19 protein-coding genes are annotated in these 18,579 nt (G+C 38.1%); 10 read left to right on the plus strand and 9 right to left on the minus strand.

What is annotated here, in order from left to right:
• Positions 1 to 51 precede the first annotated feature (51 nt).
• Positions 52 to 615: a hypothetical protein gene (locus tag J663_RS07425; protein WP_017387028.1), complete on the minus strand. Its 564-nt coding sequence runs from the start codon at positions 613 to 615 to the stop codon at positions 52 to 54.
• A 139-nt stretch (positions 616 to 754) separates the two neighbouring features.
• Positions 755 to 1,222 (minus strand): Holliday junction resolvase-like protein, encoded by a 468-nt coding sequence (locus J663_RS07430; protein WP_002116954.1) that lies wholly within the window; start codon positions 1,220 to 1,222, stop codon positions 755 to 757.
• Positions 1,223 to 1,380: 158 nt separating this feature from the next.
• Between J663_RS07430 and J663_RS07435 the strand changes: the two genes are divergently transcribed.
• The 4 genes from J663_RS07435 to yccS all read left to right on the plus strand — a co-directional run bounded on the left by J663_RS07435 (position 1,381) and on the right by yccS (position 6,317).
• Positions 1,381 to 2,025, plus strand: coding sequence for a ParA family protein (locus J663_RS07435; RefSeq protein ID WP_005804567.1), 645 nt, complete (start codon positions 1,381 to 1,383; stop codon positions 2,023 to 2,025).
• A gap of 124 nt (positions 2,026 to 2,149) precedes the next feature.
• Positions 2,150 to 3,268: an AI-2E family transporter gene (locus tag J663_RS07440; protein ID WP_033848850.1), complete on the plus strand. Its 1,119-nt coding sequence runs from the start codon at positions 2,150 to 2,152 to the stop codon at positions 3,266 to 3,268.
• Positions 3,269 to 3,393: 125 nt separating this feature from the next.
• Complete coding sequence (sodC, locus tag J663_RS07445; RefSeq protein WP_075383285.1) at positions 3,394 to 3,963, plus strand: superoxide dismutase family protein; 570 nt, start codon at positions 3,394 to 3,396, stop codon at positions 3,961 to 3,963.
• A 203-nt stretch (positions 3,964 to 4,166) separates the two neighbouring features.
• Positions 4,167 to 6,317, plus strand: coding sequence for a YccS family putative transporter (yccS, locus tag J663_RS07450; RefSeq protein WP_033848851.1), 2,151 nt, complete (start codon positions 4,167 to 4,169; stop codon positions 6,315 to 6,317).
• A 41-nt stretch (positions 6,318 to 6,358) separates the two neighbouring features.
• Here the strand turns inward: yccS and J663_RS07455 are convergent, their stop codons facing one another.
• On the minus strand, positions 6,359 to 7,588 hold the full coding sequence (locus J663_RS07455; protein WP_005067162.1) for an MFS transporter: 1,230 nt from the start codon (positions 7,586 to 7,588) through the stop codon (positions 6,359 to 6,361).
• A 368-nt stretch (positions 7,589 to 7,956) separates the two neighbouring features.
• On the minus strand, positions 7,957 to 8,325 hold the full coding sequence (locus tag J663_RS07460) for a hypothetical protein (protein WP_081404666.1): 369 nt from the start codon (positions 8,323 to 8,325) through the stop codon (positions 7,957 to 7,959).
• 237 nt (positions 8,326 to 8,562) lie between these two features.
• On the opposite strand from J663_RS07460, the gene J663_RS07465 reads away from it, so the two are divergent.
• Positions 8,563 to 9,150 carry an NAD(P)H-dependent oxidoreductase gene (locus J663_RS07465; protein WP_014207799.1) on the plus strand — a complete coding sequence of 196 codons (588 nt, stop codon included), beginning with the start codon at positions 8,563 to 8,565 and terminating at the stop codon, positions 9,148 to 9,150.
• A gap of 13 nt (positions 9,151 to 9,163) precedes the next feature.
• Positions 9,164 to 9,478 (plus strand): putative quinol monooxygenase, encoded by a 315-nt coding sequence (locus J663_RS07470; RefSeq protein ID WP_033848856.1) that lies wholly within the window; start codon positions 9,164 to 9,166, stop codon positions 9,476 to 9,478.
• Positions 9,479 to 9,523: 45 nt separating this feature from the next.
• On the opposite strand, the gene J663_RS07475 is transcribed toward J663_RS07470, so the two are convergent.
• Both J663_RS07475 and J663_RS07480 read right to left on the minus strand, forming a co-directional pair.
• Complete coding sequence (locus tag J663_RS07475; protein ID WP_017400479.1) at positions 9,524 to 9,892, minus strand: hypothetical protein; 369 nt, start codon at positions 9,890 to 9,892, stop codon at positions 9,524 to 9,526.
• Positions 9,893 to 9,986: 94 nt separating this feature from the next.
• Positions 9,987 to 11,396, minus strand: coding sequence for an FAD-binding oxidoreductase (locus tag J663_RS07480; protein WP_002116692.1), 1,410 nt, complete (start codon positions 11,394 to 11,396; stop codon positions 9,987 to 9,989).
• Positions 11,397 to 11,774: 378 nt separating this feature from the next.
• Between J663_RS07480 and serA the strand changes: the two genes are divergently transcribed.
• From serA to J663_RS07495, 3 genes are all read left to right on the plus strand, one after another.
• The gene (gene serA, locus J663_RS07485; RefSeq protein ID WP_002116919.1) at positions 11,775 to 13,007 is read left to right on the plus strand and encodes a phosphoglycerate dehydrogenase; all 1,233 of its coding nucleotides are present in this window, start codon (positions 11,775 to 11,777) and stop codon (positions 13,005 to 13,007) included.
• 98 nt (positions 13,008 to 13,105) lie between these two features.
• Complete coding sequence (locus J663_RS07490; RefSeq protein WP_017481710.1) at positions 13,106 to 13,990, plus strand: EamA family transporter; 885 nt, start codon at positions 13,106 to 13,108, stop codon at positions 13,988 to 13,990.
• Positions 13,991 to 14,080: 90 nt separating this feature from the next.
• Complete coding sequence (locus J663_RS07495) at positions 14,081 to 14,944, plus strand: EamA family transporter (protein WP_005804554.1); 864 nt, start codon at positions 14,081 to 14,083, stop codon at positions 14,942 to 14,944.
• 7 nt (positions 14,945 to 14,951) lie between these two features.
• Here J663_RS07495 and J663_RS07500 read toward each other — a convergent pair whose 3' ends face one another.
• From J663_RS07500 to truB, 3 genes are all read right to left on the minus strand, one after another.
• Positions 14,952 to 15,395, minus strand: coding sequence for a hemerythrin domain-containing protein (locus J663_RS07500; RefSeq protein ID WP_001019905.1), 444 nt, complete (start codon positions 15,393 to 15,395; stop codon positions 14,952 to 14,954).
• Between the two features lie 213 nt (positions 15,396 to 15,608).
• Entirely contained in the window at positions 15,609 to 16,385 is a 777-nt protein-coding gene (locus J663_RS07505; protein WP_081404667.1) for a sulfite exporter TauE/SafE family protein, read from the minus strand.
• A 19-nt stretch (positions 16,386 to 16,404) separates the two neighbouring features.
• Positions 16,405 to 17,310: a tRNA pseudouridine(55) synthase TruB gene (gene truB, locus J663_RS07510; RefSeq protein ID WP_032004865.1), complete on the minus strand. Its 906-nt coding sequence runs from the start codon at positions 17,308 to 17,310 to the stop codon at positions 16,405 to 16,407.
• Between the two features lie 153 nt (positions 17,311 to 17,463).
• On the opposite strand from truB, the gene J663_RS07515 reads away from it, so the two are divergent.
• On the plus strand, positions 17,464 to 18,498 hold the full coding sequence (locus J663_RS07515; RefSeq protein WP_033848859.1) for a lipase secretion chaperone: 1,035 nt from the start codon (positions 17,464 to 17,466) through the stop codon (positions 18,496 to 18,498).
• Positions 18,499 to 18,579: the final 81 nt, after the last annotated feature.

An 18,579-nucleotide genomic window follows, 5' to 3' on the forward strand; every position in this document is an offset into this window, starting at 1 on the left:
AATGTAGTGGTTATAAAAAAGCCTTCAAACTTATGAAGGCTTTTTTTCAAATTATATATTTTGCTTTTCAACCCAATGAATTGCCTGAACGCGGAATAACTCACATGCACCATCACCCGTATCAGTCGGCGTAAGTGAAGATTTCCAGACCAAATTTTTGTCCTTAATCTCGACAAGGTCACCTTTTAGATAAACTAAATCACCACGTTTAACCTGTTTAATCTGCTGAGCAATCTCAGGGTTTGCAGGAATGATGTGCATGTTAGACACCATTTGCATTGCTTGCTCTGCTGGAACAGGTAATTTAGGAATTTTCCAGTTTAAATAACGGTCATATTGTTTCACTGAAATATGACGTGCGATTTCAGGTTGTGCAAACAATCCCCAACTTACGGCATAGTCAATAGGAGAAAATTTAGCTTGTTCATCATTTTGATAAACTTTTGAACCCAAGATTCTGAAATTGCCTTGAAAAGGTTGTAATACAGAAATAGATTGATCTTTTTCTATCGGGCTCAAACCATTGGCAATATTATATTCACTTGAGGTCGATGCAAATGTTGAACTCATGCCAATGGCGGCGAGTAAGCCCATCATCAAACGTTGTTTTTTCATCGTGTTACACCTCAAATATTGCTCGATCAAAGTGAATAGATCTTCAATTTATAATAGCTTTAAGCGATGAAAAAAATATCGAAATTTAGTAACAATACAGATCAATTTCGTCTATTTTTGTGCTGAATTAAACAGCTTGTTAATCTTCGAAATCTATTCTCAACGTTTCAAAACGAACCTTACCTTGTTGAACAGCTTGTGCAATTGCCTGTTGACCTTTCGTAAGTCTAGCTCCACCACTTTTTACATCAAGCAGAATAATATTAATATCTTCTGCCGTACCATCGCCATCGCGAAAATCGGTGTATCCATCAAAAATAATATAGTCCACCGGATCGCCCATGAATTTTGCATCGCTTGGTAAATACTGAAATTCAGGTAAAACCGGAGCAAATTGTTCTGCCATTTTTCCTTTCAACACCGCACGACTTGTATTTACACTTCTCTTTTGTGCTTGAGTGAGCGCTTGTTGATGCTCTAGTTCAAGTTCAGCAATATATTGCTCATATTCAGCCTTAATTCGTCCATTACGTGTATTTGATAAAATAAGTGTAGTGATAATGATGCCAATTCCAGCACCAATAAGCATGGCAAGCCATACAGACATAAATTTTCCTTAAAAAGCACGAATTAAGATTACAGATCTAATCATATCTAAAATAACGAAACAGCTTAAACTTTTGTCAAATGTGGTCATCTCCTTCACATAAAAAGATGCTAAGGTATAAAACATAAACAAATGTGCTGCTGAAAATAATTGGATTTATGAAAACGATACTTATTGCAAATCAAAAGGGCGGATGCGGAAAAACCATGACGGCCATTACGTTGGCAACAGCATTGGCACAAAAAGGATATAAAGTAGCATTAGCAGATTCGGACAATCAAAAATCGGCTTTACAATGGTTAAAACAGCGCCCTGATACCGTTGCAACGATTCAAAGCCTAGACTGGCGTCATGAGAAATCAATTGGTGATGCACCCAAAAATCTGGACTATTTAATTATTGATGCACCTGGTGCACTTTCAGGTGAGCATGCTGAACAACTTATTAGTGAAGCTCATGCCATTATTACTCCGCTTCAGCCTTCATTTTTTGACATAGACAGTACTCGTCGATTTTTGAAGCATTTACAAGATATTAAACGTATTCGCAAAGGCAAAGTACAGATTTTGCTTCTTGCTAACCGTGTAAAACCAAACAGTGCAAGCTCAAAAGATATCCAGCAGTTCTTTGAAAAAATTGAACAGGAACCTGTTGCATGGATTGCTGAACGCACTGCCTATGGCAGCTTAGCAATGCAAGGTTTAAGCATTTTTGATAAACCGCAAAAGAACTTTATTAGTATCCAAAATCAATGGCAACCTGTTCTAAACAAGTTAATTGAAGATAAAGCTGAGTGGTTTTAAAGGAATTTTAGCCTTTGAAACTGGATGTATAAGGTTCTTTACATTACGGCCTTAAAATTTGCCTCAGGTTATTTTTCAGTTAATATGACTTTATTCTATGTAGAAAATTAGAGAAATATTGTTCGTGCATCCATACGCTCCTAATTTACAGCGCGTTTTATTGTTTGGGCTGTTTTTTATTTTGATTTTTTTAGGATTTAATATCCTGAAATATTTTATTGTTCCTGTACTTTGGGCTGCCATCATTGCATATATGACTTGGCCTATTTATTTAAGAATTCAGCGCTTTTTTGGAGAATCACGTAATACTTTAAACGCAACCCTAATGATTAGTCTGGTCATTTTGGTAGTTGGCATCCCCTTTACATGCGCGGTTTTTATTTTGCAGCATGAGGGACGTAACTTATATTTTGATTTACAACGTCAGGTTTTTTCGGGTCATTTAAGCGTTCCAGATTTTATTCGTGACCTTCCTTTTGTTGGAAAAGAGATTTCTCGTACACTCAATGAGTTAAATAACGATCCTAACAGCACGATTCAAAATATCGCAGCTTGGGTACAAAGCCATTTAAGTTATGGCCGTGTGCTGCTTGGTGAAATTAGTAAAAATATTGTCAAACTTGGCTTTGCAGTATTTAGCCTATTTTTCTTCTATCGTGATGGACAAATGATTTTATCTCAAGTGAGTAAAGCTTTAGAAATGGTCATTGGCCCTCGTATTCATCATTATCTCGATACAATTTCTGAAACAACTCGTGCAGTAGTCTATGGTGTGGGTTTAACTGCAATTGCTCAAGCCGTTTTAGCTGGATTAAGTTACTTCGTAGCAGGTGTACCAAACCCTATGGTACTCACTATTGTTACTTTCTTATTGGCTTTAATTCCATTTGGTACTCCAATTTCTTATTTAGGCGTTGGCTTATGGTTGTTCTCTCAGGGACAAACTATGGAGGCAATTGGTGTTGTGGTCTGGGGTGTGCTGATTGTCAGTAGCTCAGATAATGTGATTAGGCCACTCGTCATTTCTGGTGCAACCAAAATTCCGTTCTTATTAATTATGTTTGGTGTATTAGGCGGTATTGCGAGTTTTGGCTTGGTTGGATTATTTATTGGTCCTGTAATTTTGGCTATTTTACTGGCAATTTGGCGTGAATGGTTACATGAAACGATTGAACCCGAACCTATGCCAAAAACGACCATGATTTATGATTCTGAGAGTGAATCGTCTAGTGATGAAAAGTGACATAGCGATTTAATTTAAAAATGTTTCTAGATACAAATTAACTATTTAAATTAACTTGTAGGTCAGACCTCTGTTTGTTTGAATCAAACAATCATATATATTTATAAGGACATCCAATCATGCAGATGTTTAATAAAATTGGCGCAGTCTGTGCGCTTACAGCCCTTTTTACCGTTGGCTGTAGTTCGGTAACTAAAACTGTATCTGACACAGCTCAAGCATTAACCTCAATGCATACAAAAAAAGTGGTCGATGTAAATGAAGTGACAGCTAACGGTATTGGCAAAAAAATAGGTACGATTAGCTTTCAAGATAGTGACAAAGGTTTAATTATTACCCCTGCTCTTGCTGACTTACCAAGTGGTACTCGTGGTTTCCATATTCATGAAAACGCTTCTTGTGCACCTGCTGTAAAAGATGGAAAACCTGGCGCTGCTTTAGCTGCAGGTAGCCACTATAACCCGAACCAAGCCCCTCATCACGGTACTCCAACGACTGGCCATTTAGGCGATCTACCTGTTTTAGTTGTCGATAATACAGGTGTTGCAACAACTGCCGTAATCGCACCTCGATTAAAACTTGCTGATATTCAGGGTCGAGCGATTATGATCCATGCGGGTGGTGACAATTATTCAGACTCACCTCAACCTCTGGGCGGTGGCGGAGCACGAATTGCATGTGGTGTGATTAAATAATTTATATATTTTTCAAATTGTGGGTATCTAAAAAGATATCCACAATTTTGTTACTTTATTGATCGTTACAACTTGATGTAAGCCTAATAAAATCTTAAAAAATGACTGACTTTTGTAGATAAAAAGAATAATATTTTTGAAGTAATAAAAATTTAAAGTTACATACTGCTTTCTCACGTATTCTCTAATTTAGAACAAAAGCCGTGAATTATCTGACCCAAATATTTAATAGCTTTAAGACAAACTCTATTTTAATTTATTGCCTGCAAATTCTGATTGTACTGACTGGCACAACTTTAGGTTTGCTGTGGCTGGGCTATAATCAACTTATTGTTCCCGTAACCTTAGGCGCAATTGCAGCAGCATTAACAGACTTTGATGATCGCTTAAGTATTCGATTACGCAACTTGGTCTATGTCTGCCTGCTCTTTTTTACAGTCAGTAGTATTCTTGGCTTTTTAGCTCCTTACAAAATTTTCTTTATTTTATATCTCTCTATCTCAAGCGCTTTTTTTATATTACTAGGCGCCTTAGGGCAACGTTATGCCACGATTTCTTTTGGCACGATTCTGCTCTCTATTTATAGTATGTTCGGTTTAGGCGAATACGCACATTGGTATCAACAACCTACTTATTTTGTTTATGGTGCTCTGTGGTACGGTTTAACTTCTATTTTATTTTTTATTATTAAACCGACACTTCCCTTACAAGATAAGCTCTCACAAATTTTTAAAGAAATTTCTGTTCTACTACAAGCAAAAGCTCGTTTGTTTGATCCGGACAATAAAGAGAATGTTGAGCAGCTTTTATATGAGTTATCTCTACAAAATACTCAAGTTGCCCAAAGTCTCAATCAAATACGCAGTTCACTACTTACTCGATTGAAAGCTTCCAGAGTCAGTAATAAAAGTATCTATTGGCTAAACCTGTATTTTTTTGCGCGGGACATTCACGAGCAAGCAACCTCTAATTATTTACATTACGAACATATTCAACAGAATTTTAGCCGTAGTGATCTTATTTTCCGTTTCCAAAAAAACCTGCGTCTACAAGCACAAGCATGCCAAGACTTAGCTCAATGTATTTTATATACCCAGCCATATCAGCCTTCGCAAGAAAGTCAGAAAGTATTAGGACATTTGGAAAGTTCTTTAAAAGATTGGATACAACAACATCCACAAAATTTTGAAGTTAAGAATTTAAAACTTATTTTTGATAATTTAAAAGGAATGCATGAACAGTTTGAACAACTGCAATATGCCCAACCTGTTCCTGAAAATAACACTCAAACAAGACAAGAACACTTAAATTTACTTGATGATGATATTCAAGGATTTTCAGATCTTATCTTAAAACTTCGGCAACAACTTACGCCACAGTCAGCGCTGTTTAGGCATGCCATACGAATTGCTGTGGTTTTTGCCGCAGGTTACGCAATTTCATTATTACCGTTTGCGCAGCATGGTTACTGGATTTTACTCACCAGTTTATTTGTCTGTCAGATTACTTATTTTGCGACTAAAAGCCGTCTTAAATTAAGAACGATTGGTACTCTACTCGGTGTTTTATTAGGAATACCAATTTTATATTTTGTACCGAGTATTGAAGGCCAGCTCATCATTACAATTATTTGTGGAGTCTGCTTTTTTTACTTACGTCAAAAGAAATATGCTTTGGCTACGCTCATGGCCACCCTTATGGTGCTATTAATTTTCAACTTAAAAGGCGCTGGCTACAGTATTATTTTACCTCGACTGATAGATACCTTATTAGGCTGCTTTATTGCATGGCTCGCCGTAAACTTTATTTGGCCCGACTGGAACTTTCGGAACATCCCCAACAATATTAATAAAAGCAGCAAATCGACCTTAGATTATTTCAATGTGATTGTTGAGCAATATCAATATGGCAAAAATCAGGATATAGAGTACCGCCGAATTCGCCGTGCTGCACATAACGCTCAGATTGAGCTATCCAACATGATTTCAAGCTTAAGTGCTGAACCGAACCCGAACCCTCAACTCATCCATTATGCTTTTCGTTATTTGGTTTATAGCCACAGCCAACTGAGTTACGTAGCAGCGTTAGGAAGCCAACGACAAAAAATTGATGATCAACAGGTATTACAACTCTTACTGGATTGTCAGCAAATTCTTAAACAGAGCTTATTTGATCCGGCTTATATTGATTTCAATTTCCTTGAGCAGACTTTAGCGCAAATTCAAAGCCTAACTACTCATGAGCACTTTTCAGAGAATTACACACTCGTGTTAAAACAAATCAGTTTATTGCTAGAAACCTTGCCAGAATTATTAACACTTAAAGACAAACTTTTAGAACAAGAGATTAAGTAGAATAAAAAAATACCGGAATATCAATTCCGGTATTTTTTTATTTAATTGTTGCCTTGTTGAAGTCTTTCTTGCATTTCCTGCTTCAAAGCACTTCGCGGTTGGCTAAACCAAAGAGCAATAAAAGTAAATGCAGACAATGCAAAAGCCCATAAATGAAATTGTGTATAGAGATAACGTACAAGTTCAATCATTGCAAAGAAGCTCATCATCAGTAACATTGAAACTGCTGCTGCAACAGTTCCTTTTGATACCTCAGATGACATGAGCGCAAAACGATACAAGACCGAGAAACTAATCCCCTCACCAAAACAAATCAGTGTCATGCCTGTAAGCAAACATGGTATGAGATAGGTTTGCCACACTACACCTAATATTAAAATGAGTGTACCAGTTAGCATAATCGGCAAACCCATCATGACGGTTTTACCCAAAGGCAAACGGTCAATAATTTTGATTAAGACAATGTTGCCTACGATTAAACCCAAAAATACGGGGAATTGAGCTAAGCCATATTGCACACTGGTGAGCTTTAATTCATCTACTAAAATGATTGGAGATAAAGCAATCCATAGCATTAAAGGCATACCCACTAAAGGTAATGCGAGGCTTAAACCTAAAAAACGGCGGTTGGCAAACACCTTTTTAAAATCATCAAAAAGATAACTAAAAGGTTGCTTGGTTACACTGACTTGCTGGCTTGGCATCTGTTTTTTCAACCCGATCCAACTGAGTAATGCCAATACAGCGATGGCGACAAAGCCCCAGTGCCAAGACACATAATCAATTAAGAAAGCGCCAAGTACAGGTCCTAGCAAGGGTGCAAGTAATGAGATATTTGCCATGAGTGCCATGACTTTAATCGCATCACGTTCAGCAAAGCTTTCTTGAATAGCCGCATATCCAACTGCTGAAATTACGGTTAAGCCAATTCCCTGCAAGAATCTTAAAGCTAGAAATTGCTCGATTTGCGTCGTCAGTAAAATTAAAAAACAGCATAGAGCAAAGAATAAAACTCCTGCTAATAGTACTTTTTTACGTCCGAGACGGTCCGACAAAGGACCAAGTAACCATGCAACAGATGCGCCACCTAATAAATAAAATGACATCGAAGATGGTGCCCAAGTTGCACTTACACCAAAATCTTCAGTAATTGCCAACATGGCTGGCTGAATCAGGTCATTACCAATATAAACCGCAAATTCAAATAGCACTAAGGCCAACGGAAACATCAACGTTGTACGGTTCAACGTTGTCGTTTGAATATTTTTCATGAGTTGTACACTTCAAAATAGCGGCCATATGTCTGTACGACTACCTATAAAATAAGATGTAGTCATGACGATGACATGTATGGTCAATCAATCTTTCGTTAAGTTGTTATATGCCGTGAGAGTGCATGTTTAGAGTGTGAAACACCGTATTCACAAGGTGTCTAAAACAAGAAAAAATATATGACGTGAGATTCGGTAATTTTTACCAATTGGCACAATTGCCGAGCGCAACAATAGCACTTTTTAAATTGATCAGCAATCATGCAATTTCAAGAAGCTTAAATTTCAGTTTTTTGCACAAAAGGGCATGCAAATTATGGTTGTGCACAAACTCAAAGTTATCCACATATTCGATAAAAAATTAAGCATCATGGGCAAGGATTAACTTGAAAATCTGTAGTTTCCTCTCCTTTTGTACATTGATAGCTTTGCTTTTTATTCACAATTTTCCAGATTTGCTGATCTCGTTTTAATAAATATTCAGTACGTGTTTTCGACACCGCATCTGGACTAGGTTCTATTTGCAAAATAGTAACTTGAGCATTGGAAGGGTCATCCGAAGCATTCATTTGCTGTGAAATATCTAAATTGCTTGCATCATTTAAAAGATCTGGTTGATCGAGTAATACAGCCTGTATAGGACTATCAGCAAGTTGAGCAGAAGAATTTTGAGGGGGAGCACAAGCTGTTAATATGCTTAAGCTGAAAATAATCAACAAACCATTCTTTTTCATCACTCTTCCCCTCTATTTACTCAAAATTAATGCTAAAGATAATAGGCCACTTTTTCCTTTTGAGCTTTGTAAATAGTTATAAATTTATTGATATTAATGAGATAGATTAATTTTAAATAGAAATCTAACAATCATTATTGATTTTTTATCAACAATATTTTTCCTATTCATGCATTTTTATATAACAGTAAATCTCATAGAGTATGCGTCAAATACAGGAATTTAATGAGAGCAACCTCCATGAGTAAGATTTTAGTGATTAATGGTGCTAAACAATTTGCCCACTCAAACGGTGAATTAAATGACACATTAACCACCCTAGCAACCACACACCTCACGGAACTCGGCCATGAAGTCCAAGTCACCCGTGCAGACAGCAACTATGATGCTGAAAGTGAGGTTGAAAAATACTTATGGGCAGATGTCGTTATCTATCAAATGCCAGGCTGGTGGATGGGCGCACCTTGGACAGTCAAAAAATACATTGATGATGTCTTTACCACTGGTCATGGTTCACTTTATGCAAGTGATGGCCGTAGCCGTTCTGATGCCTCAAAAAAATATGGTTCAGGTGGTTTAATTCATGACAAAAAATATATGCTGTCTTTGACTTGGAATGCTCCAATGGAAGCATTTGAAGATGCAGATCAATTCTTCCACGGCGTAGGTGTAGATGGCGTTTATTTACCATTTCATAAAGCCAATCAGTTCTTAGGCATGAGCACCCTTCCGACATTTATTGTAAATGACGTGATTAAAATGCCTGACGTTGATAGTTATGTTGAAGAATATAAAGCACACTTAAATACTGTATTTGCAGCAGCCTAATAAGGAGAAATCCATGCTAACCATTATTGCGGAAATTCGTACTAAATCGGGTGGACAGCATCGCCAGAACGTATTGGATGCCTTTCAAAAAATCATTCCAACTGTTTTAGCAGAAGATGGTTGTCATGGTTATGAACCTTTAGTTGATCACAAATCAAATGCGAGCTTCCAAACCCAAGAGCCTGATACGATTGTCATGCTAGAAAAATGGGAAAGTGTTGCTCATCTTGAAGCGCATTTAGCGACGCCTCATATGCAAGCGCATCATGAAGCAGTCAAAGATGATGTTGTGGATGTCAAAATTAAAATTTTAGAAAGCGGCGTATAATTTAGGTCATTAAAAAAGACGATATATTTATCGTCTTTTTTGTTTTTAAGAGCAAAGCTGGGTTTGGAAACCTCTAGAGCCTTTCCCTCTCGCACATTGGTAGCTCTTTTGCTTATTTTGCAATTGCCACTTTTCATCAACCAATTTGAATGAATATTCTGTTCGGATTGCAGAAACAGAATCATCCATTAAACCTGTTTGAATCACGGTAATACGGGAAACTGTTGGAGATTCTACTCGGTTAAATACTTGCTGAACTGAGGTATTATTGTGCTCTTTTACGATCTCAGGCTGAGCTTTAAGTACTTGTTGCATCGGAGTTTCCGACCCCACAAAAGGAATTAATTTACTGGTCGTCGCACACCCAGTGAAAAGCCCAGCACAAAGCGCTGAAATTAAAAATAAACGTTGCATTTTTATCACCAAAAACAAAAGCCATAGCTTTATGATGCTATGGCTTTGTCGGTTACTCTGTAGAAACTATGTAGTCCTACAAAATAGATCTAATTTAAAGATCAAACAATTTACCTGGGTTCATCAAACCATTCGGGTCAAACACTTTTTTCAAAGCTTTCATATATTCAATTTCTTCAGGCGAACGTGAATATTCCAAATATGGCTTTTTCGTCATGCCTACACCATGTTCAGCCGAGATTGAACCGTCGTATTTTTTCACGGTATCAAACACATATTTATTGACTACCTGACACTTCGCAAAGAACTCATCTTTGGTTAAGTTTTCAGGTTTTAAAATATTTAAGTGCAAGTTACCGTCACCGATATGACCGAACCAACAAATTTCAAAGTCTGGATAGTTTTCTTGAACAATCGCATCAATTTCACGAATAAATGCAGGTACGTGAGTAATTAATACTGAAATATCGTTTTTGTATGGAATAAATGGCGCGATTGATTCAGAGATATCTTCGCGTAAACGCCATAAGCTTTCTACTTGGTCAAGGCTCTGGCTCATTACGCCATCAAGTACCCAACCCTGCTCCATACAATGCTCGAAAATTTCCATTGCTTTATCGAGAATCGGCTCATATGGTGCTTCAAACTCAAGCAATACATAGAACGGACATTGAGTTTCAAATGGGCGTTGTACATGTCCATGATCTAAAACTTTTTGCATTGCAAGTTCACCAAAGAACTCAAATGCAGTTAAGTCGATGTCTTTTTGGAACGCATGTAATACAGGCATTACTGCATCAAAATCAGGAACACCTAAAACTAAAACTTGTAAGTTTTGTGGTTGACGCTCAAGTTTAATTTCTGCTTCAGTCACTAAACCTAGTGTACCCTCACCACCAATAAATAAATGCTGTAATGCATAACCAGTCGCATTTTTAACCATACCTTTGTTTAAACGCAGGATGTCACCTTTACCAGTCACTACAGTTAAACCAAGTACCCAGTTACGTGTCATGCCATATTTAATAACTTTAATACCACCGGCATTGGTACCAATATTACCGCCAATCTGACTAGAACCCGCTGACGCAAAGTCCACCGGATAATACATGCCTTGTTCTTCTGCATAATTCTGCAATTGCTCAGTCACAACACCAGCTTGAACACGCACCATACGGTCTGCCGGGAAGAACTCAAGAATTTGGTTCATTTTGTCCATGCTAATGACAATTTCGCCATTGGTTGCTACCGCACCAGCAGAGAGACCAGTACGACCACCCGATGGTGTAATCGCAACATTAAATTGGTTCGCAAGCTTCACAACCGCCTGAACTTGTTCAGTCGTTGACGGAAAAACGATGACCGATGGGTTCGGATTAAAATGCTTGGTATGATCTTTACCCCAGTTTTCGAGACTATCAGCATCAGTTTTAATACGGTTTTCACCGACAATTGCTGTTAATTGGGTGAGTAACTCAGGTGTTAAAGCGACTGGAGCATTCATCGTTTGCAGACCTAGCAAGAAGTAAACTGTGGTGGGACTATGACCTCATAATTCTCAAGGTTCTCACCTGAGCAAAGCCATAATGTTCAAGGAACTTCTATATTCTACATGTATCCGCGCAAGCGATAAAGTTCAGAATAGAGATACTGTCACTACAAAACATGTTTAACGTAAATAAATGCTTTCTATGGGGCTTTCAGAGAAAAATCACATTTACCCCCCTACCAAGCATATTTTAAAATGCTCGACAAGCCATAAACAGAAGTGATTAGACATAGATAAAATTGCCATAAGGCGATGGTATAAACGAAATATCTATAGCACCGCCCAGTATGTTATTATACCGCCACCAAATTTGGCCTTTGTAGCGGAGCCGTAATGAGCCAACATCTTTCACTACCTAAAGATAAAATCCGTTTCCTTTTGTTAGAAGGCGTTCACCAAAACGCAGTCGATACTTTAAACGCTGCGGGTTACACCAATATTGACTATCGTAAAACTGCTCTTGAAGGCGAAGCGCTTAAAGAAGCAATTAAAGATGCTCACTTTATTGGTATTCGTTCGCGTACCCAATTGACTGAAGAAGTTTTCGAAGCTGCAAATAAATTGATCGCAGTAGGTTGTTTCTGTATCGGAACAAACCAAGTTGATCTTAAAGCAGCAATGGCACGTGGTATTCCTGTATTCAACGCACCGTATTCAAATACGCGTTCGGTTGCAGAGCTTGTACTTGCTGAAACGATTCTTCTTCTTCGCCGTGTTCCTGAAAAATCGGCGGCTTGTCATCGTGGTGGTTGGGACAAGTCTGCTGTCGGTTCTTTTGAAACTCGTGGCAAAACTTTAGGTATTGTGGGTTACGGTTCCATCGGTTCTCAACTTTCAGTTCTTGCTGAAAGCATGGGTATGCATGTTATTTATTATGATGCAGTAACCAAATTACCAATGGGTAATGCTCGCCAAGTTGGTTCTTTAGATGAACTTTTAGCAACTGCAGATGTTGTAACGTTACATGTGCCAGATGTTCCGTCTACACGTAACTTCTTCACTAAAGAACAATTTGCGAAAATGAAAGAAGGCGCGATCTTCTTAAATGCTGCACGTGGTACATGTGTAGTGATTGAAGATTTAGCTGATGCAATCAAGTCTGGTCATATTGCTGGTGCAGCGGTTGACGTGTTCCCGAAAGAACCTAAAGCAAATGGTGAAGAATTCCAATCTCCACTTCGCGGCCTAGACAACGTGATTTTAACTCCTCACGTTGGTGGTTCAACCATGGAAGCGCAAGCAAACATCGGTTTAGAAGTTGCAGAGAAATTTGTTGCTTACTCTGACAAAGGTATGACACTTTCTGCGGTGAACTTCCCGGAAATCGCGTTACCATTGACAGCTGGCCAACACCGTTTATTGCACATCCACAAAAACGTGCCAGGTGTATTGTCTAAAATCAACAACTTGTTTGCTGAACAAGGCATCAACATTTCTGGTCAGTCACTTATGACTAAAGGTGACATCGGTTACCTCGTAATGGATGTTGACGCTTCTGCTTCTCAAGAAGCTTTAGATATGTTACATGAAGTTGAAGGTACAATTCGCGTGCGCGTATTGTTCTAATACGGACTGTAAATTCAAAAGCCACAGCATTGTCTGTGGCTTTTTTATGGGTATTTACATTATCATGTGAAAAGTATACCAATTGATCAAATAATAAAATGTCCACTTTAAACCAGAAATCTCAGCTACATGCTTTGGGTTTTCTTATTCTTGCCATGTTAAGCGTTCAAAGTAGCGCATCTTTAGCTAAAATTTTGTTTCAGAACTTCCCTGTACTGACTGTTTCTGCAATGCGCCTATGTTTAGGTGCAATTATTCTTGCGATTATTTTTCAAATTTGGCGAATTAATTTTAATCAGGTCCGCTGGAAAGCAATCTTAGCTTATGGATTTGCGCTTGCAGGCATGAACGCCTTATTTTATCTGTCGATCGAACGCTTACCCATTGGAATTGCGGTTGCTTTTGAATTTATTGGCCCTTTAAGTGTGGCGTTATATCACGCACGGCAAAAATATGATTTTGTTTGGGTCAGCTTTGCAATTATTGGGCTGATTTTACTTTTCCCTTTCAATCAGGCTCATAGCTTAGATTGGATCGGCGTTTTATTTGCAATTAGTGCAGGGTCTTGTTGGGCGCTTTATATTATTGCCGGCCAGAAACCTTCTGGTATTTCAGGTAATCATACGGTGTGTTTAGGAATGAGTGTAGGTGCATGCATCTTATTACCCATTACCTTTTTTTCAGGCTCAATTGCACAAGTTATAGAACTTCCCTATCTTTTTTATTTTATTGGTTTGGCTATTTTAGCCAGTGCTCTCCCATTCTCTTTAGAAATGTTAGCACTGCGCAATTTGACACCTTTAAGCTTTGGAACATTGATGAGCCTAGAGCCCGCAGTTGCAGCACTTTCCGGATTTATCTTCTTGGGTGAATATCTTTTATGGAATCAATGGCTAGCACTTGCAACTATTATCACTGCTTCCGTTGGTTGTACCGTAACCACCCAAAAAGCTCGTCAAGAACGTGAAAAAGCAGCAAGTTAATTTAATGAAATCTGCCAGCTAAAACATAGTATTCGTTATAATTGTCCACCATTATTTTTAGACATCAGATGAAGCGCTAGAGTATTTTCCATGCAAAATCTTCCAATTATTGCTGTGCTGTATATGATTTTGTCGATGGTTTCGTATCAAATCAGCGCTTCATTTGCCAAACAGCTCATTGCAACATTAGACCCTCTCACCGTTACAATTTTAAGGCTGAGTTTTGCAACGGTTATTGTCGCAATTATGTTCCGATCTTGGAAAATCTGGTCACGCTTACCCTATTTAAAATGGCGTGATTTATTGATGTACTGCGCATCTTTAGGCTTAATGAATATCCTATTTTATACCTCACTTGGAAAATTACCTCAGGGAATTGCTGTTGGATTAGAGTTTATTGGTCCATTAGGCCTTGCGCTTCTTTCTATTAAACAAAAGAGCGACTACATTTGGGTAGCACTAGCCATGTTAGGCATTGCACTCATGGTACCTTGGCAAAACCCTATTCAACACCATTTCTCGTATGTAGGTGCAGCATGTGCGCTAGGTGCAGGACTTTGCTGGGCCTTCTATATCTATTTCGGTCATAAAGTTGTGACCCAAAATATCGGGATGCACGCCTTAACGATTGGGATCGGTGTATCTGCACTTGCCTTATTGCCAATTGGAATCTGGCATAATGCTCCTGCATTACTTGAGACACAGTACTGGGGTAAAGCCTTACTTATTGCGGTGTTAGCGACTGCAATTCCATATGCACTCGACTTAATGGCTCTCAAACAACTCAATAAATTAACTTACGGGACTCTAACGAGTTTAGCACCTGCATTGGCAGCATTAACGGGTTTCTTATTGCTTCACGAAGAAATCAGCATGCTGCAATGGGTGGCTTTGGCTTGTGTAATGTTGGCCTCGATTGGGGTTACTTTAAGAAGCACTAGAAAAGCTGCGTAGGTTTGCTCTACTGCTGCTTTTTATACTTTTTATATTCCTTTAAATATTTATTACCCAGCGTTTCTTTTTCACTGTCTTTCAGAATTTTTCCAGCTTGCTGGAAAAACTTATGCTCTTCTTCTTTTAAATGGTGATGGACTTTTTCACTCAACTGTTTGGCGGTTGCTAACCAGCTTGGGCTACTCATATCGGTTTTTTCGAGCTGCTCAACCAACTCATCCATTTCGTGATGCTCAGATAAAGCATGTCTCGTAATATCTAAACCGACATCGTCAAACATTAAAGGAATATAGAGGTAACGGTCTTCGGCAACTGAATGGGCATAAAGTTCATTTTTTAATGCATCAAATAGTTCTTTTCTTTCTTCAGTTAAACCATGTGTCTGAATAAGTTGTTCAGAAAGGTTACGTTGATTTTCATGGCTTTCTCTTAATGCTTCGAAAATATTCATTCTCTTCCTCATTTTTTAGCTAAAAAATCTTTTTTATTTCAAGGTTTATCATACGTTGAAATTTATAATGTTTAAGTAGCTTAAAATGAGACTATTTTTTACACAGTTTTCTTTCTAGTAAACTTCTGTAATGATTTTTATATTTCTAATTTCAAATGATACAAAAAAGTATGAACTGCATTTTAGGGACAGCTCATACTTTTTTAATCTTATTTAACCCGTAACAAACATTTGATAGCCCAAACGGCAAATCAGAATACTCACCAAGATTAAAAAGATAATTCGCACAAAACCACTACCATATTTAAGCGCAGTACGCACCCCAACAATAGAACCTAGCACGTTAGCCGCCGCCATCATTAAACCAATATGCAAAATAGCGTGACCAGTCGGGATGAGAAAACTCAGCGCAGCTAAGTTAGTCATAAAATTACCAATTTTTGACAAAGCTGAAGCATGCAAGAAATCAACTTGTAAAAAACGGATAAAAAAGAAAATAAAGAAACTACCAGTACCCGGCCCAAAAATACCGTCATAAAAGCCAATAGCCAAACTACCAATAGCAGCTAAAATTAACATTTTCGTGGTAATTTTTTGCTCGGTATGAACTTGACCGAAGTTCTTTTTAACTAGGGTATAAATCGCAATCACAATCAACATCACGAAAACGAAAGGACGCAATACCGATTGAGGAATAAGTGACAAACATGCAGCGCCGGCAAAAGAACTAATCAAAGCACAAATGGCAATAACGGCTAAAAGCTTCCATTGCAATTTTACTTTTTTAGCAAATGTATAAGCCGCCGATGCAGTACCAAAAATGGATGAGACTTTATTGGTACCAATCACCGTAGCAGTCGACATGTTAGGAAAAGTGCTCATGATCCCGGGAATTTGGATAAGTCCACCGCCGCCTACAGCAGCATCAATTGCTCCTGCAGTAAACGCAAAAAAGATCAAACTAAGGATAACGTCCCATTCCATGCCCATGCTCTATACTCTACATCTACTACAAATTTAAGATACGCTTAGGTACCAACCGTTTTTTATCGGTAATCTCGGCTAAACCTAAACAGCGCTCACCCGAAAATACCAAAACTTCTGCTTCTGCAGAATGCTCAATATTGCTTTCTAAACCGTTGCAAAAATATTTTTCACGCCCTTCCGGAACTTGAATTTTTAGGAAATGGTCAACTGGTGCATAAACTGGAAGTAGCAAAGCCTCTCTTTGCTCTTCTGTTAAACTTTCCAGATATTCAATGGTATAGCTCGGTATAAGCTCAAAATGTCCTGTTTGAGTCCGGTTCAGCATCGTTAAATGCCCACCACAACCAAGTGCTTCACCAATATCTTCACCTAATACACGGATGTATGTCCCTTTAGAACAGGTTACATCCAGAGTGATACTATTTTCGGTAAATTCAATAAGCTCTAAAGCATAAATCGTGACTGGACGCGCTTCTCGCTCAATCTCTATACCTTTTCTCGCCAACTCATATAACGGCTTACCTTCTTTTTTCAAAGCCGAATACATGGGCGGAACTTGTTGAATATCGCCTCTAAACTTTTCTAAAGTTTGTTCAATAAGTTCTTGGTTAAGAACAGGAATAGGACGCTCTTGTAAAATCTCCCCTTCCACATCACCTGTTGTTGTGGTCTGTCCCAATCGAACAGTGGTTTGATAACGCTTTGTTGAGTCCAGCAAATAATGTGAGAACTTGGTTGCCTCTCCCAAACAAATCGGGAGCAAACCTGTCGCCAAGGGGTCTAACGCTCCAGTATGGCCTGCTTTTTGGGCGCGATATAACCAACGCACTTTTTGCAAAGCGGCATTTGAACTTAAGCCTAATGGTTTATTTAATAGAAATACACCACTGATATGGCGACGAGAAATTTTTTGATTTTTTGTCGTCATTTTTACTGGAACACAAAGCTAGAAAAAAGTGCCGACATGTTAGCAAATTCGGCAAGATATTTTCACAATATTTAGGTGCCTTTTCACTTATTTTATGGCACATTAATGATCGAGTAAAAAAACAACAAATTAAAACTTAAGGAAGATATCTTTATGCAAGGGATGCAGAAGAAGGTATTGTGGTGCGTGCTCGGATTTTTTATTTTGAGCCTCATTGCATGTGTATATTGGTTAAGTCCTGATTCAAAAAACACATCAACTCAAGTCAGTGAAAACACAGCTCAAAATTTAGCATCAGCTCCACCCACAAATAACTCAACGCTAAATGCAGATGCTTATTACCATAGTAAAAGTCAGCAAGATACTGAAGTTAACTGTCAGTTAAAAATTGATAGTTCCCAACATTTGGTGGTTAACAGTCAAACTCGTGACTGCTTTGAATATTTTATTACTCAATATGGAGAAAATGATTTAGAGCAAATTAAAAATCACTTTGGACAATTTATTCAGGGAAAATATTTAGAGCCAGCTCGCTCACAGATTCTGGATTTATGGACCCGCTACTTAAAATACCGTGAACAGCTTGCTCAAATCCAAACGCCTCCATCAAAACAACAAGATAAAAATTATTTTCAAAAAATCTTTAATTCAATTCAAGATCTAAGAAAACGTTTCTTTTCGTCCGCTGAAATTGATGGGCTCTTCTCAACTGAAGATATCTATCAGAACTACACGCTAGATCGTATGCAAATACTTGAGGACTCTTCTTTAAGCGAAATTGAAAAGGCTCAAAGGCTTAAAGAACGCTTTGAACAGCTACCAGAAGACTGGCAACAGAACCTACAAGAACTCTCTAAACTTGATGACTTACATGCACTGACCAAACAAATTAAAGCACGTCATGGTTCAGCAGAAGAACTTCGGCAGATGCGTACAGCACTTGTTGGAGCTGAAGCAACTCAAAGGCTAGAAACTTTAGATACACAGCGTAGTGCTTGGCAGCAAAGGGTCACAAGTTACTTGAATGGACGAGATGAAATTATTAAAAGCAATATGAGCGATAGTGCTAAAAACCAAGCCATACAACAATTACGCCAACAACAATTTAACTCATCACAAGAACAATTAAGACTTCGAACTTTTGAAACGGTCCATGATCAGGGAGGTGAACTGCCATTTAATTATTAAGCCTTTTCTTTTAGGAACTGGCTAAACAAGCACTAGCAGTAAGAAGCTGCTTTTCATACAAAATAAAAATAGTGAGTAAAA

It is taken from the genome of Acinetobacter sp. 826659 (assembly GCF_000588515.1).
Taxonomy (GTDB): Bacteria; Pseudomonadota; Gammaproteobacteria; order Pseudomonadales; family Moraxellaceae; genus Acinetobacter; species Acinetobacter pittii.